The organism is Kiritimatiella glycovorans (assembly GCF_001017655.1).
In the GTDB taxonomy this organism is placed as follows: domain Bacteria; phylum Verrucomicrobiota; class Kiritimatiellia; order Kiritimatiellales; family Kiritimatiellaceae; genus Kiritimatiella; species Kiritimatiella glycovorans.
In genome coordinates this window covers 2170412-2193550 of sequence record NZ_CP010904.1, presented here as the reverse complement: position 1 = coordinate 2193550, position 23139 = coordinate 2170412, and the positions used below count along the sequence as shown (strand labels likewise).

General features: G+C 64.0%; 21 protein-coding genes. 5 read left to right on the top strand and 16 right to left on the bottom strand.

The features are described from left to right. Positions 1-443 precede the first annotated feature (443 nt). Together L21SP4_RS09250 and L21SP4_RS09245 are read right to left on the bottom strand one after the other, a co-directional pair. Complete coding sequence (locus L21SP4_RS09250; protein ID WP_160300775.1) at positions 444-920, bottom strand: transposase; 477 nt, start codon at positions 918-920, stop codon at positions 444-446. A gap of 910 nt (positions 921-1830) precedes the next feature. Further along, on the bottom strand, positions 1831-2595 hold the full coding sequence (locus tag L21SP4_RS09245; RefSeq protein WP_082116661.1) for an SIMPL domain-containing protein: 765 nt from the start codon (positions 2593-2595) through the stop codon (positions 1831-1833). Between the two features lie 421 nt (positions 2596-3016). Between L21SP4_RS09245 and recA the strand changes: the two genes are divergently transcribed. Continuing rightward, the gene (recA, locus tag L21SP4_RS09240; protein WP_074041440.1) at positions 3017-4027 is read left to right on the top strand and encodes a recombinase RecA; all 1011 of its coding nucleotides are present in this window, start codon (positions 3017-3019) and stop codon (positions 4025-4027) included. A 49-nt stretch (positions 4028-4076) separates the two neighbouring features. Here the strand turns inward: recA and L21SP4_RS09235 are convergent, their stop codons facing one another. The 7 genes from L21SP4_RS09235 to L21SP4_RS09205 are packed head-to-tail and all read right to left on the bottom strand — an operon-like array spanning position 4077 to position 11935. Continuing rightward, positions 4077-5135 carry a mechanosensitive ion channel family protein gene (locus L21SP4_RS09235; RefSeq protein ID WP_052882386.1) on the bottom strand — a complete coding sequence of 353 codons (1059 nt, stop codon included), beginning with the start codon at positions 5133-5135 and terminating at the stop codon, positions 4077-4079. Beyond that, positions 5132-5863, bottom strand: coding sequence for a pyridoxine 5'-phosphate synthase (locus L21SP4_RS09230; protein WP_052882385.1), 732 nt, complete (start codon positions 5861-5863; stop codon positions 5132-5134). Before L21SP4_RS09230 ends, L21SP4_RS09235 begins: the two co-directional genes overlap by 4 nt. 12 nt (positions 5864-5875) lie before the next feature. Then, positions 5876-7987 (bottom strand): hypothetical protein, encoded by a 2112-nt coding sequence (locus L21SP4_RS09225; RefSeq protein ID WP_052882384.1) that lies wholly within the window; start codon positions 7985-7987, stop codon positions 5876-5878. 39 nt (positions 7988-8026) lie between these two features. After that, positions 8027-9214: a hypothetical protein gene (locus L21SP4_RS09220; protein ID WP_052882383.1), complete on the bottom strand. Its 1188-nt coding sequence runs from the start codon at positions 9212-9214 to the stop codon at positions 8027-8029. A gap of 12 nt (positions 9215-9226) precedes the next feature. Further along, positions 9227-9985 (bottom strand): outer membrane lipoprotein-sorting protein, encoded by a 759-nt coding sequence (locus L21SP4_RS09215; protein WP_074041576.1) that lies wholly within the window; start codon positions 9983-9985, stop codon positions 9227-9229. A 13-nt stretch (positions 9986-9998) separates the two neighbouring features. Further along, positions 9999-11249 carry an ABC transporter permease gene (locus L21SP4_RS09210; RefSeq protein ID WP_052882381.1) on the bottom strand — a complete coding sequence of 417 codons (1251 nt, stop codon included), beginning with the start codon at positions 11247-11249 and terminating at the stop codon, positions 9999-10001. Further along, the gene (locus L21SP4_RS09205; protein ID WP_052882380.1) at positions 11246-11935 is read right to left on the bottom strand and encodes an ABC transporter ATP-binding protein; all 690 of its coding nucleotides are present in this window, start codon (positions 11933-11935) and stop codon (positions 11246-11248) included. Before L21SP4_RS09205 ends, L21SP4_RS09210 begins: the two co-directional genes overlap by 4 nt. A 98-nt stretch (positions 11936-12033) precedes the next feature. On the opposite strand from L21SP4_RS09205, the gene L21SP4_RS09200 reads away from it, so the two are divergent. Further along, positions 12034-12810 (top strand): SDR family oxidoreductase, encoded by a 777-nt coding sequence (locus L21SP4_RS09200; RefSeq protein ID WP_052882379.1) that lies wholly within the window; start codon positions 12034-12036, stop codon positions 12808-12810. 14 nt (positions 12811-12824) lie between these two features. Here the strand turns inward: L21SP4_RS09200 and L21SP4_RS09195 are convergent, their stop codons facing one another. Further along, positions 12825-13913, bottom strand: a complete 1089-nt coding sequence (locus L21SP4_RS09195; RefSeq protein WP_052882378.1) for a sulfotransferase family protein — start codon at positions 13911-13913, stop codon at positions 12825-12827. A gap of 195 nt (positions 13914-14108) precedes the next feature. On the opposite strand from L21SP4_RS09195, the gene L21SP4_RS09190 reads away from it, so the two are divergent. From L21SP4_RS09190 to L21SP4_RS09180, 3 genes are all read left to right on the top strand, one after another. Continuing rightward, positions 14109-15176: a 3-oxoacyl-ACP synthase III family protein gene (locus tag L21SP4_RS09190; RefSeq protein WP_052882377.1), complete on the top strand. Its 1068-nt coding sequence runs from the start codon at positions 14109-14111 to the stop codon at positions 15174-15176. A gap of 213 nt (positions 15177-15389) precedes the next feature. Beyond that, positions 15390-15926, top strand: a complete 537-nt coding sequence (locus L21SP4_RS09185) for a hypothetical protein (RefSeq protein WP_144413815.1) — start codon at positions 15390-15392, stop codon at positions 15924-15926. 160 nt (positions 15927-16086) lie between these two features. Further along, a complete protein-coding gene (locus tag L21SP4_RS09180) occupies positions 16087-16836 on the top strand; it encodes a PEP-CTERM sorting domain-containing protein (RefSeq protein ID WP_052882375.1) in 750 nt (249 codons plus the stop codon). 23 nt (positions 16837-16859) lie between these two features. On the opposite strand, the gene L21SP4_RS09175 is transcribed toward L21SP4_RS09180, so the two are convergent. From L21SP4_RS09175 to L21SP4_RS09150, 6 genes are read right to left on the bottom strand one after another with little or no spacing between them, the layout of a single operon-like run. Then, entirely contained in the window at positions 16860-18005 is a 1146-nt protein-coding gene (locus L21SP4_RS09175; protein ID WP_052882374.1) for a GGDEF domain-containing protein, read from the bottom strand. A 10-nt stretch (positions 18006-18015) separates the two neighbouring features. Then, a complete protein-coding gene (gene pal, locus L21SP4_RS09170) occupies positions 18016-18555 on the bottom strand; it encodes a peptidoglycan-associated lipoprotein Pal (protein WP_096335074.1) in 540 nt (179 codons plus the stop codon). A gap of 33 nt (positions 18556-18588) precedes the next feature. Continuing rightward, positions 18589-19797 (bottom strand): DPP IV N-terminal domain-containing protein, encoded by a 1209-nt coding sequence (locus L21SP4_RS09165; protein WP_052882372.1) that lies wholly within the window; start codon positions 19795-19797, stop codon positions 18589-18591. After that, positions 19794-21365, bottom strand: coding sequence for a xylulokinase (locus L21SP4_RS09160; RefSeq protein WP_052882371.1), 1572 nt, complete (start codon positions 21363-21365; stop codon positions 19794-19796). Before L21SP4_RS09160 ends, L21SP4_RS09165 begins: the two co-directional genes overlap by 4 nt. A 20-nt stretch (positions 21366-21385) precedes the next feature. After that, positions 21386-22156: an exosortase-associated EpsI family protein gene (locus L21SP4_RS09155; RefSeq protein ID WP_052882370.1), complete on the bottom strand. Its 771-nt coding sequence runs from the start codon at positions 22154-22156 to the stop codon at positions 21386-21388. Next, a complete protein-coding gene (locus L21SP4_RS09150; RefSeq protein ID WP_144413813.1) occupies positions 22126-23130 on the bottom strand; it encodes an exosortase/archaeosortase family protein in 1005 nt (334 codons plus the stop codon). Before L21SP4_RS09150 ends, L21SP4_RS09155 begins: the two co-directional genes overlap by 31 nt. Positions 23131-23139: the final 9 nt, after the last annotated feature.

Sequence of the window (23139 nt, the reverse complement as noted above, 5' to 3'; positions counted from 1 at the left end):
GGATTGAAAAAGCGATGAGGGAGTCAGCGCACTCCAGACTGCGAGAAGGGCGGCGATGGGAATCGAGAAGTGTCCTGGAGTGCGGTGACTTACGTCACCGCTCTGAAAAAAGCGCTGACGGAGTCAGCGCACTCCAGACCGCGAGAAGGGTGGCGAGAGAATCGAGAAGTGTTCTGGAGTGCGGTGACTTACGTCACCGCTCTGAAAAAAGCGCTGACGGCGTCAGCGCACTCCAGACCGCGAGAAGGGTGGCGAGAGAATCGAGAAGTGTTCTGGAGTGCGGTGACCTGCGTCACCGCTCTGAAAAAAGCGCTGACGGAGTCAGCGCACTCCAGACCGTGAGAGGGTGGCGAGAGAATCGAGAAGCGTTCTGGAGTGCGGTGACCTGCGTCACCGCTCTGGAAAAAGCGCTGACGGCGTCAGCGCACTCCAGGCCGCGACAATCAGAACTCATCCGCGACATGAATGCGATCGGTCTTGATCCGGCTGAGTGTATGCACAAAGGCCCGGTTCGCCTTCTGCTCAAGCCACGCCTGCGAGCACCACCGGTAGCTGGCAGCATGGTCCGTGAGCCCGTGATGAACCGGATTTTGATGAATGTACCGCAGTCTCGCCAGCCACGATGTCTGAAATGTGACATGCGTCTCGCGGTAATTGTGCCAGACCCGGCGGCCGCGCATACCATCGATTCGGTTCAGTTCGAGGGCGGTCCACTTATGGATCGAGGAAATCATCCGGGTCAGATTGGAAGGATCCTCGGGCGAAAGGGCGGCAAAATGGTAGTGATTAATCATCACGGCCCACGCCTGCAGCCTCCATCCGAAATGGTTCGCAGATTCGAACAGCTGTTTCATCACGAGTGTACGCTTCTCCGGCGTATTCAGGATCGGCCGTTTCTGATAGATACCCGCCGTGACCATATAACCGCCTTTCTCAGAGAGACGATGCATGGGAGCGTGAGGCCAGTAGTCGGCGGGAGCGTTCATGAAGAGCAATTATCAAGCGGTGCGATGAAAGGATCAAGCACGCGGCATCATGCAAGGGATGGTTAACGGAATTCTTATGCGCAACACCGCAGGATCGCTGAGGACCGCGAGAAGGGTGGCGAGAGAATCGAGAAGCGTTCTGGAGTGCGGTGACCTGCGTCACCGCTCTGGAAAAAGCGCTGACTCAGTCAGCGCACTCCAGACCGTGAGAGGGTGGCGAGAGAATCGAGAAGCGTTCTGGAGTGCGGTGACCTGCGTCACCGCTCTGGAAAAAGCGCTGACTGAGTCAGCGCACTCCAGACCGCGAGAAGGGTGGCGAGAGAATCGAGAAGCGTTCTGGAGTGCGGTGACTTACGTCACCGCTCTGAAAAAAGCGCTGACGGAGTCAGCGCACTCCAGACCGCGAGAAGGGTGGCGAGAGAATCGAGAAGCGTTCTGGAGTGCGGTGACCTGCGTCACCGCTCTGGAAAAAGCGCTGACGGCGTCAGCGCACTCCAGACCGTGAGAGGGTGGCGAGAGAATCGAGAAGCGTTCTGGAGTGCGGTGACCTGCGTCACCGCTCTGGAAAAAGCGCTGACGGCGTCAGCGCACTCCAGACCGTGAGAGGGTGGCGAGAGAATCGAGAAGCGTTCTGGAGTGCGGTGACCTGCGTCACCGCTCTGGAAAAAGCGCTGACTGAGTCAGCGCACTCCAGACCGCGAGAAGGGTGGCGAGAGAATCGAGAAGCGTTCTGGAGTGCGGTGACTTACGTCACCGCTCTGAAAAAAGCGCTGACGGCGTCAGCGCACTCCGGTGTCAAAGATCCCGGTTTCCGGCGGACGGCATCTCGTCCCGTACGCGGCCCTTATTCTTCTTCGTCTTCTGCGTCCGGTTCGCGCGCCTTGAGCGCGAAGGTAGCCTCAATGCGGCAGACCAGCCTGATGCGGTCGGCATCCGTACCCGAATAGCGCAGCGGGATCTCCATGTCGCGTTCGAGGCTCCTGCCGTGATATTCCGCGCGGAGCCGGGTGATACCGCCCGGATCCCGGCCCACTTCGGCCGCCATTTCACCCGCGCGGGCGCGGGCCTCCTCCAGGGCTTCCGCACGCAGGGCCTCCTCGGCGGAGGCCGCGTCGCGCAGCCCGTAGACGACGAGATTATGCTTGTAGGTACTCACGCCCGGCTCGCCTTCCTGCGGAGGCGCGGGCAGTTCCATGCGCGCCCCGGCGTACATGGCGTCGTCGATCATGCCGAAGATCGCGGTGCGCTCGGGCGCGGTCTCCAGCAGGATGCGGCGGATGACCTGCGGCTGCGAGAGGGCGTCCTGCGGCACGGGCGTGAAGTAGTCCACCGGCTGCGCGCCCGTCCACACATCGAAGACGGTGCGCTCGCGGACCGTGTTCCCGCCCGCTTCCGGGAGGGCGTCCAGCACGTCGCGCAGACGCATGTCAGCGTCTTCCGCCGCCGTGCTCATGTCTTCGCCCGTGCCGATGACGTACATGGAGACAAAGGCCGTGTCGGCCGGCTCCAGTGATTCGGCCCGGCCGCTGACGGTAATCGTCTCCTGCGCGGATACAGGCGCCGCCGCGGCCGCGATCAGCACGCATGCTGCAATCCATCGTCCTCTCATGCTATCGCCTCCTCGTGTGATCTGCGGGCGAAGTCTATCACGGCCGCGCCGGGAATACGAGGGAGAGAAAAAGGGGCCACAAAGGGGCACAGGGGACACAGAAGATGGAAGGATGAGTAACGTCCTCTCGCGCAGCAGTTCTCATTATGGCCGCATTCCGACTGCGGACGGCGTGGCAGCCGTCCCTCCCGAGTCGATATCCGACGCCTTTTCGGGCATTGGGAGGGTCGGGTTCCACCCCGACCGAAAAGGGTGAAGCCATAATGAGAATCGCTGCCTCTCGCGGGCGCGGATTGACATACCGCGTGCGGGTCTTTTAGTATGCCGTCTTACATGATGCCCCGCGATCTGTTCTCAAATCGTTCACAATCAGCAAGATAAAGCCTCGGCAGGGGCGCGGGGCCAACCGGGAGAACGTTCGATGGCGAAGAAGAAGGAAGAAGAATCCGGCGGCGCGCAGCAGCTCAGCACGGTGATCGCGCAGATCCAGAAGCAATACGGCGACGGAGCGATCGTCCGCCTGGGGGACGAGGGTCGGCGCAAGCCGGTAGAGTCCATTCCGACCGGATCTCTGACGCTGGACATGGCGCTGGGCATCGGCGGGGTTCCGCGCAGTCGCGTGGTGGAAATTTACGGCCCGGAGGCCTCCGGCAAGACGACGCTCGTGCTCCACATTATCGCGAATGCGCAGAAGCAGGGCGGGACGGCCGCGTTCGTCGACACCGAGCACGCGCTCGATCCGGCGTACTCCGAGCGGATCGGGGTCGATCTGGACAATCTGCTGGTCTCTCAACCCGATTCGGGCGAAGAGGCGCTGAACATCTGCGATGCGCTCGTGCGCAGCAATTCGCTGGACGTGGTGGTCGTCGATTCGGTAGCGGCCCTGGCGCCGCGCGCGGAACTCGAAGGGGAGATGGGCGATTCGCACGTCGGTCTGCAGGCCAGGCTGATGTCGCAGGCGCTCCGCAAACTGACCGGCGCCATCAACCGTTCCCGCTGCACCTGTATTTTCACGAACCAGATCCGCGAGAAAGTCGGCGTGATGTTCGGGAGCCCCGAGACCACGCCGGGCGGCCGCGCCCTTAAATTCTACTCCTCGGTGCGGATGGACATCCGCCGCATCGGCGCGCTCAAGGACGGTACGGGCCGGCATTACGGAAATCGCACCCGCGTCAAGGTGGTCAAAAACAAGGTGGCCCCGCCGTTCACGGAAGCGGAATTCGACATCCTGTACGCGGAAGGCATCTCCTACGCGGGCAGCGTGATCGATGCCGGGTTGCAGCACAACGTCATCGAGAAGAAAGGCTCCTGGCTTTCGTGGGAAGGGACCCAGCTCGGTCAGGGGCGCGACGCCGCGCGCGAGACGCTGAAGAACGATCCGCAAATGTCCGAGAAGATCATCGCCGCCATCCGCGAGGCCGCCGCGGGGTGAGGTCGTTCACGGGCTTGGTGAGCGATAACGCGGTTCCCCGGCCTCAGCGTCAGCTCCCGCCCTCCGTCAGCTCGGACTCGTTCCTGAGATGGATGGTCTGGGTGGGGAACGCGAACTCGATGCCCTCGGCTTCGAAGGCCCGCTTGATCCGCAGGTTGATCGCCTGCTGAAGGTCCATGTACTTCACGTAGTCGGCGCCGATCACGTAGTACACGGTTTCGACGATCAGGTTGAAGTCGCCGTAGGCGGAGAAGTGGCAGCGGTCGAACTGCGTGTCCTGCTGATCGCGGATGATCGATTCGATCATACCGGGGATTTTTTCCAGTTTCTCTGCGGGCGTATCGTAGGTGACGCCCAGCTTGAACACCACGCGCCGGCGCTGCATGGTCATGTAGTTGCGCACTCGTGAATTCAGCAGGTCGGTATTCGAAAAGATCAGTTCCTCGCCGCTCAGGCTGCGGATTCTCGTCGTTTTAATTCCGATGTGTTCCACCGTCCCCAGCAGGTCGCCGATGATCAGGAAGTCGCCGAGCTTGAACGGGCGGTCGAGCAGGATCGCGTAGTAGCTGAGCAGGTCGCCGAGGACGGTCTGCACCGAGAGCGCGAGGGCCACGCCGCCGATCCCCAGACCTGCCACGAGCGAAGAGACCTGGAATCCGAGGTTATCGAGCAGGAAGAGGATGCCGAAGACCCACACCAGGATGCGTGCGATCAGCATCAGCCCGGACGTCATCTCGCGGGTGAGTTTGCCTTTGCCGACGTAGAACTTCTCCATCGCGATCTGCAGGGCCATCAGGATGAACCGGATGGCGAGAAAGGTCAGCAGCGCCGCCGCGGCGACCTCCAGGGTGCGGATCACGGAAGGACCGGGTTCGAGGGCGCGTACGGCGATGGAAACGACGCTGAAATAGGCCAGCGGAAACGCGATTTCGAAGACCGCCCGCCACGCCGTGCGTCGTGCGGAGGCTTCTTCGGCGCCGGCGAGCTGATCGAAGCGGCGGCGCAGCAGGTAGTGCAGTCCGCCGGTGATGCCCAGTCCGATCAGCAGGGTGAGGGTAGCTCCGATCCAGTGTTCGGTATTCAGGCTGACGGCGAGTAGCGGGGTCATGGCGTTCTCCTTTCGTGAGCGTTCATGGAGTCCAGCATTTCGCGTACGGCCTGTTCCATGCCGGTCATGACCGCGCGGCACACGATGCTGTGGCCGATGTTCAGCGTGTCGATGTGGGGTATTCGGAGAATACCTTCCATGACGCCGGTGTGGATTCCGTGCCCGGCGTTCACCCGCAGGTCCAGTCCGTGCGCGTACTCCGCCCCGCGGATGAGCGGGTCGAGGAGGGCGGGTTTGCATGATTCCGCGGCGTCACAGTACGCCCCGGTGTGCAGTTCCACCACGGGCGCGCCGAGGGCCGCGGCGGTGTCGAGCGCTTCCGGGTCCGGTTCCACGAACAGGCTGACCTCGATCCCGGCTTCGCCGAGTCTGCGCACCGTCGGCTCCAGCCGGTCGCGGTTCGCGATCACGTCCAGCCCGCCCTCCGTGGTCAGCTCCTCGCGCCGTTCGGGTACGAGGCAGACCTCGGCGGGTTGGAGCTTCAGGGCGATATCGACGATCTCCGGCGTATTCGCCATCTCGAGATTCAGCGGGAGCACCGCCGCCTCTTTCACTCGGAACACGTCGTCGTCCCGGATGTGGCGGCGGTCTTCGCGCAGGTGCATGGTGACTCCATGCGCCCCCGCCGCGGCGCAGAGCCGCGCCGCCTCCAGCGGGTCGGGGTAGGGCGTACCCCGCGCGTTGCGCAGCGTGGCCACGTGGTCGATGTTGACGCCGAGTCTGAGCATGAGTCTCCGAGTTCAACGGTTGGGCAGCGAAACACCCAGTTTATAGAAAGCGGCCGGCCGGTTCGAGGGATTATGCGAGAAGTCGACCACGCCCTCCTCGGGTTGGCCGCGGTAGACCTCCCGCCACGGGCCGTTCATCGAATCCGAGGCGTAGACGCGGTATACCCGTCCCGTGTGCGCGTTCCAGGTTAAGCGCACCTCAGTATCGGACGCACGGTTGAACCCGTGAATGGCCGGGAAATCGTCCCCGCGGCCGGGGTCCGTCGCCGCGATAAATTCGGCCCGGTTGTCGAACCCGTCGCCGTCCCCGTCCCCGTCCGGGGCGGCGTTGGTCGAACCGCCGAAATACGCCGCCTCCCAGTCGTCCGGCATGTCGTCCCAGTCTCCGTCGTCGAACGTGCGCGTCAGCCGGACCAGCTCCCAGCCGCCATCAGGCTGGTCGTCGTCCGGGTCGGTCATCAGGTTGAACGGGTTGGCCATGCCCAGGTAGAGGCTGTTCGAGTCGACCCGCATCGTACGGATGCCGTAGTTAGAGTAATTGCCCACGCCCTCGCCGCTGACCTTGGCCGCGGGATTGGTCGGAGTGGGGAAGCAGTACAGTTCCGCGCCCTCGTAGGGCTGAGCATCGCCGGGCTGCCCGTCCTCGGTCAGCCCCGGAAAATCCATCGTGCCCACGTAGAGCTGTTCCTGGTACACGCCCATCGTCCACGCGTAACGGTTTCCCGCGTTTCCGAAGCCGCTTTCCCCGAAGAGAGGCGCGGTGCCGAGGGCGTTCTCATTGGTCCGCCAGTTCTTTTTGGGGTGTCGGTAGATGTCTCGCCACGCCAGTTGTTCGCAGCCGTAGAGCAGCTCCGCGTCCATATCCGGGTCCGAGAAGGGCGGAAAACCCTGATCGAAATTGCTGCCCCGGAAAATCATGAGGGACCGTTCGCTGTTCTCGAACTGGCGCTGCGCCTCCACGGCGTTGGTGGGGGCACCGTAGACCTTGGTGTGGGCGAAGTCGCCGAGGCCGGGAACGTGTACCGTGCCCCAGAAGAGGTAATCGCCGAACGAGGCCATCGCGCCGACCCCGTAAACGGCCCCGGTCACCAGGTCGATCTCGTAGTCGTAGACGTTCCAGACTTTGTACCATTGATCCCGGTGTTTTTTCTTGAGTCCCTGGTCCGGGATGGTGCGGCTCATCCAGAGGCCCGGCGATTCCTGCTCGATCTCGGGAAGGTCTTCCTGCGTGAACTCCTTCTGCCCCAGGATTCCGGGCCAGGTGCCGACGAACAGCCGGTTTTCATGGACACAGAGTTCCGCGCCCCCGTTGTCCAGGTTGCCGACGTTCTCGAAAGCGAGAGGATAATCGGGATCCTCGGGATCGTTGATCCAGCGCAGGACCTGGCCGTCGCCGTCGTTAAGCGTGACGGTGGTGTAGAGCACCCCGTCATGGAGTTTCCATTTGCGGATATTCGCATAGTCCGTGAGGCGCCGGGCGTCGATCAGGTCCTTCGTGGCGGCGTCGAACGCGAAGGCGACGATGCCCCCGCCGTTGGTCGCGGTCAGGCTCGGACCGGCGAGAATCACGACGCCTTCGGAGTGAACGGCGTTGGATGCGGACGCTCCGGCGGACCTCAGTCCCTGGGTGTGATGCAGCAGGTTGGTGGCGTACGGCGGGAGTGATGCATCCAGATTGGTCGGCGACCCGGTATTCAGGTCGCAGGCGAAGATATCGGGAACCCGCCAGTCGCCGAGTTCCGGCGGCACCACGCCGGCTTTCGCCAACCGGCTCTCCCCGTATTCATGAACGTGTGTGGCGCGGTGGACGACATCGGTGTGGCCCATATAGGTGCCGGCAAGCAGCGCGCGGATGTTCGGGCCGGTCCCGAACCAGAGCGTATCGCCGCTCCGCGTCAGTCCCCAGACGTGGGCCTGGTTTACCTTGGGCCGGGCGTGGGTGGACGGAGGGTGGTCGAGATCGATGCCGGCATCGACGTAGGTGTTGCTTGGATGGCCCTGTCCGTAGAACCACTCGTCGGGCTGCGCTTTGGCGAGGACTTCACGCTCAAAGCTGAGCGAGAGTCCGGCGCAGGCTGCGTGGGTCAGCAGCAACAGGCCGCACGCCGCGAGCGTTTTTTTCATAATCCGGGCCTCCTGATGTTTATGGTTTGTTTCGCTGGATCAGAAGGCGTATTCGACGCCGAACTGGATCCTGTGCTCCAGAAGGTACCCGAATTCCGTGTCCTGGTCTCCACTGAACAGGGTCGAGTGCAGGAAGGCGGTCGCACGGTCGGTCAAAGCGTAGTCGGCCAGCAGCAGACCCGCGCCCGAGGTGTCGTCGGCATTGAGTATATAGCGCAGGGTCAGGTCGAGGTTGTCGTTGATCATCGGGTCGGTGAACTGGAGCAGGACGTAGTGGCGGCGGAAGAAGACTTCCCGGTTTGAGGCGTCCTCCGCCGGGGGGAGGGCGTTGCGGTAATCGCCGTCGCTCTCGCCGCTCTGGTTGTAGAAATACTCGGCGCTGACGCTGTTGCCGTTCGCGAACGTGCAGGTCAGCCCGCTCAGCCACTCGGCGTCGCCGGAGGTGAACCCGGCCTCGTTGTACTGCAGCAGAGCGTCGTTCAGGTTCCAGGTCGTATAGAACCCTGCGCGGGGGTCTTCGGCTTCGCGCCGGGAGGCGATCAGGCCGAGCTGTCTGCCGTAGAAGGTCCAGTCCAGTTTCAGCGCGTACGCGGGATCGAAAGGTTCGTACGGCTCCGACCGACGGCCGGGGTCCGTATGGGCGATCGCCTCGGCGGCGAACCGGCCCGGGGGGGTCCAGTGCAGCATCGCGTACTCCGCGGCGCGGACTTCCGTTTTCGGGCTGTTCTTCCCGTTTTCGGCGAGGAACGGGTTGGACGGGGAGAGGAGGTACGACGGTCCCCACTGCATGTTTTCACGTCCGTAGGCGATCGCGAGATCGGAGGGAAGGTGCAGGCGCACGAGCCACTCGTGGAGGTAGAGGTCGGCATCGCGGTCGTTCGCGCCCGCCCGGTCGCCCGTTTTCCATTCCTCGTGAAAGACGTCCAGCCGCGGTTTGAGCAGCACGTCCAGCCGGTCCGAGCGCCACTCGGCATCGAGGCGCAGGTCGGTTTCGGCGCGGAGACTGCGAAGGTCGATCCGCGCGGCCTCCGGCCCGGTCAGCGCGGTGTCCTGCATCGTCCCGAACGTGAGGATGCGCGGCCGCAGCTCGACCTCGCCGGCGACGCGCTCCACGAGCGAGGTCGTTGCGCCGTACTCAGCCTCAGTTTCGTCCGCGATGCCCTGCAGTGGTTGGAGGGCGAGCGCGGCGGCAAAAAGCGGAAAAACGAGAGCGGCGGGACAGCGCATAATGATCTCCCTTTATTCTCCGAGCCGGTTCACGCTGAGGGTCGCGGCGTCGATCTCCTCCAGGCGCGGGTCGGCGAATTCCAGAATCGTGTCCTCGCCGCCGGTCAATTCATCGTGGATGGTCATTTTTGAAATAAACGGCCGCGACCCTGTCGGTCCATCTTCGACGCGATGGCCGTACTCTATATCCGCGGATTTGAAGAGCTTGCCGGAGACCGTGTAGTACTCGGCTTTGAGTCCCACCCGCCGGTCGCGCTCGATCCAGTAGCGGATCCGGTCGTAGGTCACGTGGCTCCCTCTCGCCTCGAGATCGAGAACCCAGCAGGGAATGCCGTCGAGACGCGCCGGTTCGCGGGACACGGTTTCGTAATCCTCCGAGTAATTGGTGGCGGCTATATCGCCGTAGGCGGCGTTGCCCATCAGTTTCTGACGACGGGAGATCGGCACGGGCTTGCTGAGGTCGGGTTTGTAGAACCACATGTTTCCACGGGTCTGGAGCAGCCGGTAGCCCCGGCGCCGCGGCGGGGCGACGCACTCCGCCAGGAAGTCGAAATCCCGGGCCGCGACGCGGTAGGTGCGGCCGCGCGGTGCGTCCTCCCCGCCCGTGATCAGGGTCACCGTCCAGCGGACGCCTTCGAGATTGCCCCTGGAGCGGTCGGCCTGTTCCAGCAGGTGCGCGGAGTCCGGTTCCGCATCCGGGGTCGCACCGGCCGCGATCAGGGGCAGGGCGATGGAGGCGAGGGCGAGCCATATCGGTGGTGCACACTTCATGGCCGACATGATGCTAGATGTGGCCGAGGGCATCAATGATTAACATCCGGGAAGCGCGTCGGGCGGGAAGGACCGCGGCGGCGACGGCCAGCAGCACGAGCAGTCCGAAGGTCGTCAGGAGATAAGAGGGTACCAGCAGGACCTCCCATACCACGCGCATCGGCATGTTGGGCGGGATCCAGGTGGGCTGGATTCCCTGGATCGCGGCCCAGACCGCGACCGTAATCACGATTCCAAGCAGGCAACCCAGTACACCGAGCAGCGCGCTCTCCGTGGCGAACAGCGTCGCCACGCCCGCACGCCGGAGTCCGAGCGCGCGCAGCGTGCCGATCTCGCGGGTGCGTTCGAGCACGGTCATGCTGAGCGTGTTGATTACACTGAGCACGACGATGACGAAGACGACGACGAAGACGAACATGAAGATCGCGTTGAACATCCTGCGGGTGCGCAGGTAAGAGACGCGCAGTTCATCCCACGTTTTGATTTCGGTTTCGATGCCCCGGGCTGACAGCGCCTGCCCCAGGTCCCTGCGCACCGCGGAGGGCGCGGCCTTATGGTCCAGGAGCACGGAAAAGCGGTCGGACCGTGCCGTGTCGTAGAGTTTCCGGGCATAGCCGTCGGTCGTGTAGACCGTCTTGTCGTTGAGCAGCTCCAGCGGCGCGTCAAACGTCTGACGCACCTCCCCGTCGAGCGCGTTCATCTGCCCGTCGATCGTCGTCGCCATCAGGATCACCCGGTCATTGGTGCTCACACCCAGCCGCTCGGCCAGGCCGGAACTGAGGCCGACGCCGTAGACCCGGTTGGTGGTCAGCGGGCGGCCCCGGAACATGGTGACGTCGGCGATGGAGCTGCGGGCGGCGTTACGGATACGGTCGCAGGCCTCCGGATCCCGCCCGGCACCGACGAAGATGGTGGAGACGTCGCCGTTGCTGATCAGCCCGGTGAAGTGCAGTTCGGGCGTTACCAGCTCGATGCGCGCATCCTTCGCGCAGACGGCGCGTATCGTCTCCGCCTCTTCCGGAGTGAAGAGATACCGCCCGGGCTCCGCGAACCCGCGCTGCAGAAATCCCTCCCTGAAGATCTTCAGGTGTCCGTTCCCGTGCGCGTAGACGTAGGCCTCCTCCAGTCCCCGGAAAATATACGTGGTGAATCCGCCGAACAGGTTCACCGCCGCGTAGCCGAAGGCGATCGCGCAGAGGGTGAACAGCGAACGCCTCCGGTTCTTCCAGAGATTGCGCCAGGCGATTTTGATCCAGAGGTTCATGCCGTCGCGTCTTCATCCGTTTCGATGCGCCCGTCCCGGAGGTGGACACGGCGGTCCACTTGGTCGAGCAGGCGCTGATCGTGCGTGGCGAATAGAAAGGTCGTACCCTGTACGTGATTGAACGAGCGCATCAGTTCGACGATCCGGTACGCGGTTTTCGAGTCGAGGTTGGCGGTGGGTTCGTCCGCGATCACGAGCCGGGGCCGGGTCACCAGCGCGCGGGCAACCGCCACGCGCTGCTGTTGCCCGCCGGAGAGCTGCGCGGGTCGATGATCGATCCATGCCTCCAGGCCGACTCCGGCCAGGGCCTCGCGCGCCCGCTCCCGGCACTCGCCGGGTGGGGTTCCGCGGATCTGGAGCGGGAGCATCACGTTTTCAAGGGCGGAGAGTACCTCGACGAGATTGAACTGCTGAAAGATAAATCCGAGGTTGCGGCGGCGGTGGTCCGACCGCGCGTCGTCGCTGAGGGCGGCCACATCGCTCCCCTCGAAGAGCACGCGCCCTTCCGAGGGCGTGTCCAGAGTTCCCGCAAGGTTGCAGAGCGTTGATTTGCCCGAACCCGAGGGGCCCCAGAGCGCGACGAACTGGCCCGCGGGCACCGCGAAATCCACGCCGTGCACGGCCGTGACCTCCGTTTCGCCCAGCACGTAGCGGCGGCTCAGTTGCTCGAATTGGATCAGGGCCATGATGGGTCCGGGATGCCTGGCGCCCCGGCGCTCCTCCTCTCGGACGCCGATGATGGGCTTGCGGACGGAATAGAGTCAATGCGATAGTCTCCGCCACCATGAAACTGGAAGGGCGTACGATCCTGATCACCGGAGGCGCGACGGGCATCGGCTTTGCGATGGCCGGTCAGCTGGCCCGGCGCGGCAACCGGGTGGCGCTCTGTGCTCGCACGCCGGAAGCGGTAGAGGCGGCCGCGGGCGCGATTCCCGGCGCCCGCGGCCTCGTCTGCGATGTCGCGGTCGAAGACGATCGACGCAAACTGCAGGACCGTTTGACGGCGGAAGGCTGGCGTATCGATGTGCTCATCAATAACGCGGGGGTCGGCGAGGCTTATGATTTTGCCCGCACACCCGACGCCGGCGAGCGCGCCCGGCGCGAGATCGAGATCGATCTCATTGCCCCGGTGAGAATGACGCATCGTTTTCTGCCTGTGCTTATGGAGGCCGGCGAGGCGGCGGTGATCAACGTGACCTCGGGGTATGCGCTGCGTCCCGCCCCCGTGGCTCCCGGCTACACCGCCGCCAAGAGCGGGCTCCATTTCTTCACCTGCAGCCTTCGGGTGCAACTCGCCGGGACCGGGGTTGAGGTGTTCGAGGTGTTGCCGCCGATGACGGATACGCGCATGACCCGCGGGGCGGCGGTGCACAAGATGTCCGCCGCCGCGGTGGCCCGGAAGGCTCTGAGGGGAATTGAACGGGGCCGGAAAGAGATCTGCATCGGCGAGGTCCGCTGGCTGAAGGCGGCCACGCGCTGGGGCCCCGGCTGGGCCGACCGCGTACTGCGCCATTACCCGGTCCCGGTGCGCGAGGTGCTCGCGGACGCCGGGGATCCATGAGGCGCGCGGTGCGGTTACTTCCGGTAGCCCAGTCGCTCCATGGCCTCTCCGCAGATCGCCTCGATCTCCTCAAACCGCCCGTAGCCGCGGTTGGAGTGGTGAATGCATCCGACCTCCTCAAGGCGCGACCGGAAGGCCGGATTTGAAGCGCCCGCTGCGGGCAGTTCGCAGAAGTCGAGGAGGCGGGCGACCTGTTCGCCCGGGTCTGCCAGGAAGTCCTCATAGCGGAGCGTCATGACCTCCGGCACCGCCCTGAGGCGCTCGTCCACGTAAAAGGCGGCGTCTCGCCACAGACCGGCGGTCGTGCGGATGTCCTCCGGTCCGTACTCGCGGAGATACTCGGTGAGGCGCGGCAGCCGGGGGTAGGGGATGAAGGGCCGGTCGGGGAAGCGGCGCCGGCGTCGACGTGACATGCCGCGCCGTTGTTCCTCGCAGCGGCGGTAGAGTTTGATCAGCGAGTTGGCGGCGGGCCTCGGGTCGCGCACGAGATATACGATCCTGGCCCCGGGAAAAAGGCGGGGCAGCAGGTCGATATGCGGGAGCAGGGCCGGATTCTTTGAAAAAAACCGTTTCTTCCCGGGGCCGAAACACCACAGGCAGCGCCGGATATCGAGATACATGCGCGCGCGGTCTTCCTCGGAAAAGTCCTCCGCATGCCGCTCGCAGTACTCGGTCGACCACGGGTCGAGTTCCAGCCAGTCCGCCCAGACCTGTACGGGGTCGGCGGGCGTGCCTCCGGAGATCTTCACGCTGTCTCCGATGAACCGCTCGCCGCGGATATCCAGCCCTAGCCGCCTGCGCAGGATCTCCGCCCCGCAGAACCGCGGCCAGAAGGCGTGCATCATCTGGGTGAAGTACCCCGCGTCACGGTGTGAGCACAGCAGGTCCTGCAGCATCGAGGAACCCGCGCGCGGCAGGGAGACGAGAAAGACCGGGCGGTCGGGAGGTCCGGACTCGCGCGGCATACGGGCCGGAAATTCGGAGGAACGCAGCAGGAGGGAAAAAAGCCGGCCGGGCCCTGCGGGCAGAACCCACTGGTCGCGGAAGGCGCGGCCGAAGAGCAGCCGGGAAATGATATTCGCCTGATGGATGGACGGCTGCATGGGCGCAGAATTTCACGGAATCATGGCTCGGGCAAACCCTATCATGCACGAATCGCAGGCGCCGCTCCGCCCGCTCTATTATTTAGCGATTGACTCGACCGCCCGGCTCATTTAATAGAACGCGAACAAAAAGACAGGCAGATCCCCCCCTTTTCACTCGGACGTCAGTCAAAGGCAGGTCCTTCCTTGAGATATATGAACCATATACAGGTGTTTCAGCGTCCCCTCACCAGAATCGCGGGGCTGGGGATTCACCTTCCGGAGAAGATCGTCGACAACGAAACCCTGGCGGAGCAGGTGAATGCGCCGGAACGGCTCAGAAAACGCCTTCCGGGAATCATCGACCGCACGACGCGCGTGCGTTCGCGGAGACATGCCGGCCCCGGCGAATACCCTTCCGACCTGGCGGCAGTTGCCGCCAAACGCGCGATGGAACACGCCGGGATCGCGCATTCGGACGTCGATACACTGATCTACGCCAGCACCGATATGGACCAGCTCGAACCGGCCACGGCCAATATCCTGCAGCAGAAACTGGGCTGGCCGGTCATCAATTCCTTCGATGTGAGCAACGCCTGCAACAGTTTTCTGCAGGCGGTCAATGTCGGCAACAGCCTGATCGCGACCGGGGGCGCGCAGTGCGTGGTGGTGTGCGCCGCGGAACTCGGCAGTCACTGGATTAATTATGACATCCGCCGGAAACAGGATCTCAGAACCAAGATGGGCGGACTGACCCTGGGCGATGCCGCCGCCTCCGTCGTGCTTACACCCGCCGACGACGACGGGGCCGGAATCCAGGAGATCAATCTCGTAACGCTGGGCGAACACTGGCGGTTGTGTCACGTGCCCGAAAACATCGACTGGCGGGCCGCCTCGCCGCGAAGTATCCACGGATGGTTCTACCTGGACATGAGCGCGCTGGCCAGAATTGTCAAGGATCTCAGCGTAAACTACTTTCAGGAATACCGGCAGCACAGGCGCGAGTTGTTCGGCGAAGAAGATTTCGTCGACGGATTGAAAAAGGTGGTCCCGCACCAGATTTCGCGCCGCCTGATCGAGGAAGTAGTCAGTAATCTGCACGCGGATATGGACATGGTAGCCATCACGGCGGATGAGTTCGGAAATACGGCCGCGGCCGCGATACCCCTGACGCTCCACATGCTGATCGAGAGCGGAGAGACGCGCTGGGGCACCGGCGATGAAATCCTTCTCTTCGGTGCCGCCAGCGGGCTTGGGATGGGTCATATCCGCATCCGGCTGTAGGCCGGAAGATGACTTTTTACCGATTTTTTAAGAGGGTTTTGGCCGTTATTAATCAGTTGACAGAGGACGCAGAGGGAAGTCAGAATAAGCACGAACATTGGGTGATCGGCCGCGGCATAAGGGTTGTCGGCGCACCGGTCAGGGGGAGGGTTTCCGAACCGGATAGGGAACGGGGAGGATGCCCGGAAAAGAGGGAAAACCATGGAGGAGACGATGAAAAAGGTACTGTGTGTTGCATTTGCAGCCATCATGATGGCGAGTGTGGCGACGGCTGCCCAGGGTCCGGAAACCAGCCCGTACGGGATTGGTTACCAGGGTCAGTATGCGGGCGAGTTTCTGAGCCACGCGAGTTTGCGCATGCGTCCGATGCCGATCGGTGGTCAGCTGATGCTGGGTCACTGGAGCGGCGATTTTTCGGACGTCAATATCGGCGAAGGCGATCTCTACTCGATCACGGGTAAGATCCTCTATTCGCTGGTTGAGAATAACTATTCCGACTTCTACGTCGGAGCCGAACTCGGTTACTGGGATCTGGACGCCGAACAGGGCGGTAATGATCTCGACGCCGACGACTGGCTGTACGGCCCGCTGATGGGCGCGGAATGGTTCTTCTCGGAAAACTCGCAGGTCGGGTTCAACTTCGAAGTCGCGTATATGTTTAACGACATCGAAGTCGACACGCCCGGCGGCTCTGCCGATGTGGACCTGGACGGCGTGAACGTCACGATGGGTATCCACTACTACTTCTGATCGGCTCCAAAATGGTCGATGAAAACCGTCCGCTCGCAAGAGCGGACGGTTTTTTTGTGGATTCGGAGCAGGCAGCACGTATAATGAGCGGCGGTGCAGGCGGCATCGGGGCCGCCCCGGCTCGACGTGATGTGGGAGTTTAATGAAAGGAACCCAGCCAATGAAGCTGCAGTCATTTCTGATCGTAATGCTCATGGTGCCGATGCTCGCGGCCGCTCAATATTCGGATGACTTTGAGGACGGCACCATCGACTCCTCGCTCTGGAGTACCTTCAAAGATGCGCCGCTGGACTACGCGGAGCAGAACGGACGTCTTGAACTGATCGCCCCCGCCGACCAGGACGATCTCAGCGCCGGGGTGACCTTCGTTCATACGGTCAGCTCCGGAGACTGGGCCGAGGTTTCAGTGAAATTCAATTCGTCTGAATGCACGAACGAGACCTTTCTTAACATCAATGTCGAGAATCTCGGCCGCGAGGATGACTTCCTCGTTTTCGGGAACGGACACAGCCTGCAGACCTTCGGCGTGGATTCTCGCGTCTGGGTAGCGACCAAGTTCACCAATGATGTCCAGGTGGCGGGGGCGGCGAAGGTCGAGACGACGACGGAGGATTCGGGCACGTTCTACATGACCTACACGAACGACCTCTTTTATTTCAGCTCGACCGGGTTCGGCCCGGGGAATGCGTTTTGGACGAATGATGCGTCGGGATGGCTCGACCCCACGGAATTCGAGTTTTCCATGGAACTGGTCGTCTGGAGTAACAATCCGGCGATAGCAGGTTCGGGGGCGTACTTTGATGACTTCCAGGCGGTGCCGGAGCCGGCATCGATGTTCTTGTGGTGCGGTGGGCTGCTGGGCCTGGGTTTCCTCCGCCGCCGGATTCGGATGAGGTACACGACCTACTGATCCGATCCTCAGGGATGCTGCCTTCAGTTTACGAGGGTCTGGCGGGATGAATGGCCGAACACCTCGCACATGGATCCGCCGCGTTCGACGGCGGTCCGGTACGCGGCATGAGCGGCGCGGAAGAGCCGGGGAATATTCTTGCCGTGCTCCGGGCAGAGTGAGACGCCGATATTGATCGAGACCTGGAGGCGGCGCCCCTGCCATTCCACCCGCTCCCGTCGCACGGTCTCGTGCAGCCGGCGGGCCACGCCGGGGGCCGCGTCCTGGGAACAGAGGAGAAGCACGAGGAAGTGATCGGCGTCGAAACGGCCGAGGATGTCCTCCTCGCGCAGCGCCCGTTTCATGATGTCGCTGAGTCCCTTGCGTACGGCGTCGGCCGCTTCCTCTCCCTCGAATTCTTCGATCTCTTCCATGTTGTTCAACCCGAGGAAAAACAGGGCGAGTTCCGTTCCCCTGCGCTGCTGGCCGAGAAACTTGCGCATGAAGGAGGCCACTTTATCGGGACGTAAGACCTCGGTCAGCGGATCCAGCATGGCCCTGTCCGAGGCCGCCAGATCTTCTTCCTCCGCGTCCTCCGGCTCATCCCGCCCGGGCGTGGATGGGAAGTTGTCCGGCTCATCCAGCGCGCCGGCTGCGTTGTCGATCAGCGCTTTTGAGTTCCGGCCATGCACGGGACAGGCCGCCGCGCCGATGCGGAGTTTTCCTTCCCCGTCTGTGAGGGTGTATTCGCGCCGGATCACACGGTCGAGGCGTTCGATACAGCGGCGCATGCCCTCAATGCCGGTTTCCAGCAGGATGCCGATGCGTCCGTCGGGGGACACGGCCAGATCGTCATTGCTTCGGATGTGTTTACGGAGTCCGTCGGCGAGCCGTTCGAGTTGTTCACCGGCAAGGGGCGTCGGATCCATCAGCAGGAGCCCGAAATGCCTGGATCGGTCCGTCAGCGCGCCAACCCGGCGGGCCACCATCAGACGAAGCGGATCTCCCTCCAGGTCAGGAAAGCGCGGCGCGGCTTCACCTTCGGACGAGGAGCGCTCCATCAGCGTCTGGTAGCGGTAGAGACTCATCAGCACGGTGAGCACCGCGAAGGAAATCGCCACCACGATCAGCACCTCGCCCGCACGAGACAGGAGGAAATCCCAGTTTACGGTGACGGCGAGAAGTCCCATGAGGAGGCGCTCAGTAGTAGAGCACCAGCTCCGCGCGTCGATTCTTGCTCCAGGCCTGCTCGTTGTGGCCCATGGCCGCCGGCTTTTCCTCGCCGTAGCTCTTGGTCTGGATGCGGGCGGGTTCGATGCCGAGATTCACCAGATAGTCGCGGACCGCCAGGGCACGCCGTTCGCCGAGCGCGAGGTTGTATTCGCGGCTTCCCCGTTCGTCGCAGTGCCCCTCGACGATCAGGGCGTGTTCGGAATGGTTCCTGAGGTGTTCGGCCGCCTCCTCAATCGTCGCGCGCTCGGAGGCGCGGACCGCAGAACTGTCATAGGCGAAATGAACCGGGCTGAAGACCTCGCGGTGCTCCTCGCCGCCGGTGAACCGGGATCCCAGCGGGATGGCGCCCTCCTCGCCGATCATCGATCCGGAGTAGGCCGAACCGGGGTAATCACCCGAAGGAGTCGATCCGTAGACGTCCCAAGAAGGTTTACGGCTGCGGCATCCCCCTGCGAGCAGTCCGCAGATCACCAGTCCGAGCCACAGCATGTGTACTTTGGTCGACATTACGCCTTATCCCCCGGTTGTGTGTCATGATTTTCAAGGCGACCAGGCCGGTGTGTACCAGTCTCCCGAAATAGTGACTAAAGGTATCGAACGGCCGGTTACAGTGTCAAGCCGGTACAGCGCGGATCGATAGCCGCTCGTCCGCGTGCAGACGATATGCCGTCCGTCCCGCGCCCAGGAGGGTTCCTCGTAGTCGGCCCCGTCGGCGGGACCGGCCTCGCGCCGTTCGCCGGTGGAGGGATTCGCGAGCGCGATGCGGTAACGTCCGCCCCGGCGGCTCGACCACGCGATCCAGCCGTACTCGCCCCAGTCGGGGGCCACGTTTTCCGTGCCCATGCTGGTGAACCGGCGCGGACGCCCTCCGCGGGCGGGAATAATGTAGAGATGGGGGCGGCCCGAGTGGTCGGAGACGTAGACGAGGTGTTTGCCGTCCGGCGACCACGAAGGCGAGGCCTCGGCGGCGTTGGCGGTGCGCGTCAGCCGGCGCAGAGCGCCGCTTTTCATGTCTTTGACGTAGAGGTCCGGATTGCCGTCCTTGGACAGGATCAGGGCGATATGCCGTCCGTCGGGTGCGAGATCGGCGCCGGTGTTCAATCCGCCGTACGAGGCGATGACGCGGCGGCGGCCGCTCGCCAGCTCCAGCAGATGGATGTCGGGAAAATCGCGCGCGTATGAGGTGTAGACCAGCCGGGAGGCGCGCGGACCCCAGTTCGGCGCCACGCAGATCGCCCCGTCGCGGGTGATCCGCCGGACCCCGGCGCCGTCGGCGTCGCAGAGATAGAGTTCCTTGGCCCCCGAACGGGTGCCCACGAAGGCGATGCGCGTGGAGGCAATGCCCGGACGGCCGGTGAGGCTTTTAACCACGGCGTCCGAGACCCGGTGCGCCAGCCGGCGCGCCGCGGAGGCGCCGGACTGGTAGCGTTTGGCGAAGACCGTCTGTCCCGCGGCGTCGCGCACCGTGCAGCGCGCTTCGACCCGTTCGCCGTTGTCCGCCGCCGCGCCCGTCAGGCGGAACTCGGGGGCGGAGCTGCGCAGGTCGAACCAGCCGGAAAGCTGGAGATCGCGGATCAGGGTCTCGCGGAATGTGGACGCCGCGGCTCCGCGGGCGCTGAAGCCGGAGACGTCAAGCCGCGTGGTTTCGCCCGCCGATTTGACGACGCGGACCTCGGCGGCCGGCGCCGTACAGGCGAGTGCGGAGAGAACCGTCAGGGTCAGAGCGATCCTGTATCTGCATCGATTCATGCCAGAGCCTCCTGTTCGAAATCGGCATACGCGCGAATGAGGTCTTCGTAGACGGCGGCGGATTCCGGTCGCGGGTTCGCCGCGAGTTCGGGGTCGGGGTCCAGGAACGGAGCGGTCAGCGTTTGCCAGTCGCAGGCCTCGCCCGAGGCGGCGGCGAAGGCATGGGCGCCGCGGAGCGCGGCGCCCAGCGCCGCGCTGTTCCCGGCGCGGAACCGGGTCACCAGACACCCGTGTACATCGGCCATCACCTGGAGGATCTCCCGGTTCGCCGAGGCCCCGCCGGTGGCGTAGAGTTCGCGGGGGCGGCTGCCCATCCAGGCGGAGTGCAGGCGCATCGACATCATCTGGGCCTCCACCACGGCACGGCAGTTCGCATCGGCGTCGTTCTCGTCCAGCCCCTTCCGGCGAATCCCCGCCCCGGCCACCCGCGGTACGATCTCCGGCTCGAAGTAGGGCAGCATGATCCGGCCGTGGTTTCCGGGCGGGGTCCGGCGCAGTGCGGCCGAGAAGGCCTCCCAGTCGTAGCCGAAGGCGTCGCGCACGCGCTCGCGGGCCAGGGAGCCGTTCTTGAAGCAGATCAGGCTCATGTAGTCGCCGGTCGGTGCGCCGAAGATATGCCCCTCGGCGCGGGGGTCGGTATGGCACTCGGGCATGAAGCCGAAATAGGTATCGCTGGTCCCGCAGCTTACCGCGTGCCGTCCCGTCTCCACGAGACCCAGCCCGGCCAGGCTGCACGGGTTATCGCCGGACCAGGCCACGACCTGTGCGTCCGAAGGCAGGCCCGCGGTCCGGCTGAAATAGGGATGCACGGGTCCGAGTACCGCATCGGGAGGCGTCAGCGGCGGCAGCTTCCGCTCGAGATCCGGCGCGGTGGCCGCGAGGGCCTTTCCGTGCCAGCGTCGTTGCCGGATGTCCATCAGGTTCATGCCCGCCCCGTCCCCGTGATCGATCGGCGCCGGGCGGCCGAGCAGCAGGGAGGCCATGAAGGAACTCACCAGCGCGATGTGCGCGGTCTTTTCGTAGGCCTCGGGGTCGGTCTTGTGGAAGCGGCGGATCTGCGGCCCGGTGAACCGTTCGAACGCGGCCGATCCCGTGGCCTCCGCCACCGCCGCGGCCCCTCCGAGCGCCCGCGTGATCTCTTCGCACTCCGCGGCGGTCGAGGAGTCCATCCAGACCGGGGCCGTGGTGCGGCTCAAGGTTCCTGAAATTGATCCCGCCAGACCCCGCTGCCGGTCCAGGCCGTTCAGGGCTTCGGGAAACCGCTCCGACCCGTAGACCGAACCGTGCTGCTGGCCGGAGCCGGAGACGGCGGCGATCCGGTCCAGCGGCGCCCCTTCGTCGTGGAGGCGGCGGAAGACGAGGTCGAGGGCCTCCGCCCACATCAGCGGGGGGGCGTGGACGACGCGCGGGTCAGCGTCGGGGAGTACCCCGTGCCGGGTTCCGTAGCGGGGCAGCTCGCGGTCATAGACCACAGTGGTTTCATGGACGACCGACCCGGCGGCGGGGTCGATGATAAGGGCCGTGAGACTCTGCGTGCTGGAGTCCAGTCCGAGAAAATACCGTGGCATGGGGCTCCTGTTCCAACGCGTCAGTGGCGTTCGAGTTCCTTGTCCGTCAGCGTCAGTGCGGGGTAAAGTTCGGCGATGACCGGCTTGAGCTGTTCCTCGTAGTCCCGCGAGTCCTCCTCGCGCACGCCGGCCACGGAGATGTAGGCCCACTTGTGGGCCACGCCGTGAACCACGCGGTCCCAGGCCAGCCAGAACATGCGCGCGTAGTGCGAAGCCGTCTCGCGTCCGCGGCCCGCGAACCAGTACGCGTAATAATGAGGCGTGGCCGCGGCCGTCTCGCCCGGCACGGGCACCACGCTCTCGATCACCCGCACGTTGAGCGGCTTGCGGCGGTCCTCCACGGGCACCGAGATGTCGTGTTCTTCGAGCGCCTTGTGGCCCTGGCCGGGCAGGCAGCGCTGCGGGCGGTGAATACTGCTGCGCTCCCGCCCGCTCAGCACGATGGAGACATAGACCGTCCGGTCCGTGTCGTTCGTGTACTCGTACTTCACGAACTCCGTATCGTCGGGGAGCTGCTCCTTCTCCGGCCAGCTCATCGCGTAGAGCGGTTCGCCGCAGTCCGGGCAGATGTCCGGCACGTCGAGCTGGTCCATGGTGCCCGACCATTCACAATCCTTGTTATGACAGAACAGGCGCTGACTGCCGGTATACCCCGCGATCTCGCGCGGCAGATCCGTGCGGACCCCGGGCTGGTCGATCAGTTCCACGTCGACCGTGAAGGCCAGCAGGAACGAAGTCACGATCATCAGTCCGATGATGATCAGGTACGGGCGAAAAGAGAACTTTTCCATTTTTCGAACTGCTCCCGGTAGTTCATGTTGAACAGGCTTCCGAGCGCCACCATCAGCGCGATCGCGGCGGCGAAGAGAATGTAGCCCGAATAGTCGTGGTAGATACCCAGCGCCACCTGCTGCCCGAACGCTTCGGCCATCATCGCGATCGTCGTGATGCGGGCCACGTTACCGAATACCGCCAGCGGAATGGAGCACAGGAAGAGAAGCCACTTCTTGAGCAGCGTCTTTTGCGTGAAATAGGCGTACACCGCCGTCAGGGCCGTCATCGCCAGCAGAGACCGGAGGCCGCTGCAGGGGTCGGCCACATCGAACTCGAAACCGCTCGCCCCCGAGAAGATCGCGCTCCCGCGCTGGACCGCGGCGATCCCGATGGAATTGAGGAATTGCGCGGAGGTGGTCGAGGCGAACATGCGCAGCGGAAAGGCGAGCGTGTCGAGAAAGTTCAGCGGGATACAGAAGATGAGGTAGGCGCAGGGGAAAATGAGGAGCTTCGCGGTCTGCCATCCCAGCAGATAGAAGGGAATGCCCCAGAGCAGCAGGATCAGGCTCATCAGCGAGATGCGCGTCTGCTGCATCTTGGCCCCCAGCCAGTGCATGGCCAGGGCCATCACGACGACGCCGAGACCGAGGTAGTTGATGCGCCGGGTCGCGGCGAACAGCTCTCTGCGTTTATACCAGAGCACGCCCAGGCTGACGAAGGGGATGAGATAGCCGTGCGAATAGTCCGCGCCGAACGAGATCTTGTCCCTCCAGCGCGCGAACATCCACTGAAACGCGGACCGGCTCTGGACGTTCTCCACCGTGTTGCCGAGGAAATGAAACATCACGTAGAGGAGTCCGACCATCACCGATACAAACAGCAGCCGCAGCATCTCCTCGCGCGGAATAGCCGCCAGCCGCCAGCGCTCGCTCCAGATGCCCGGCGCGGCGCCCCCGGGGAGGCCTGTTGAAAGCGTATGACCGTTGCTCACGTCTCCGAA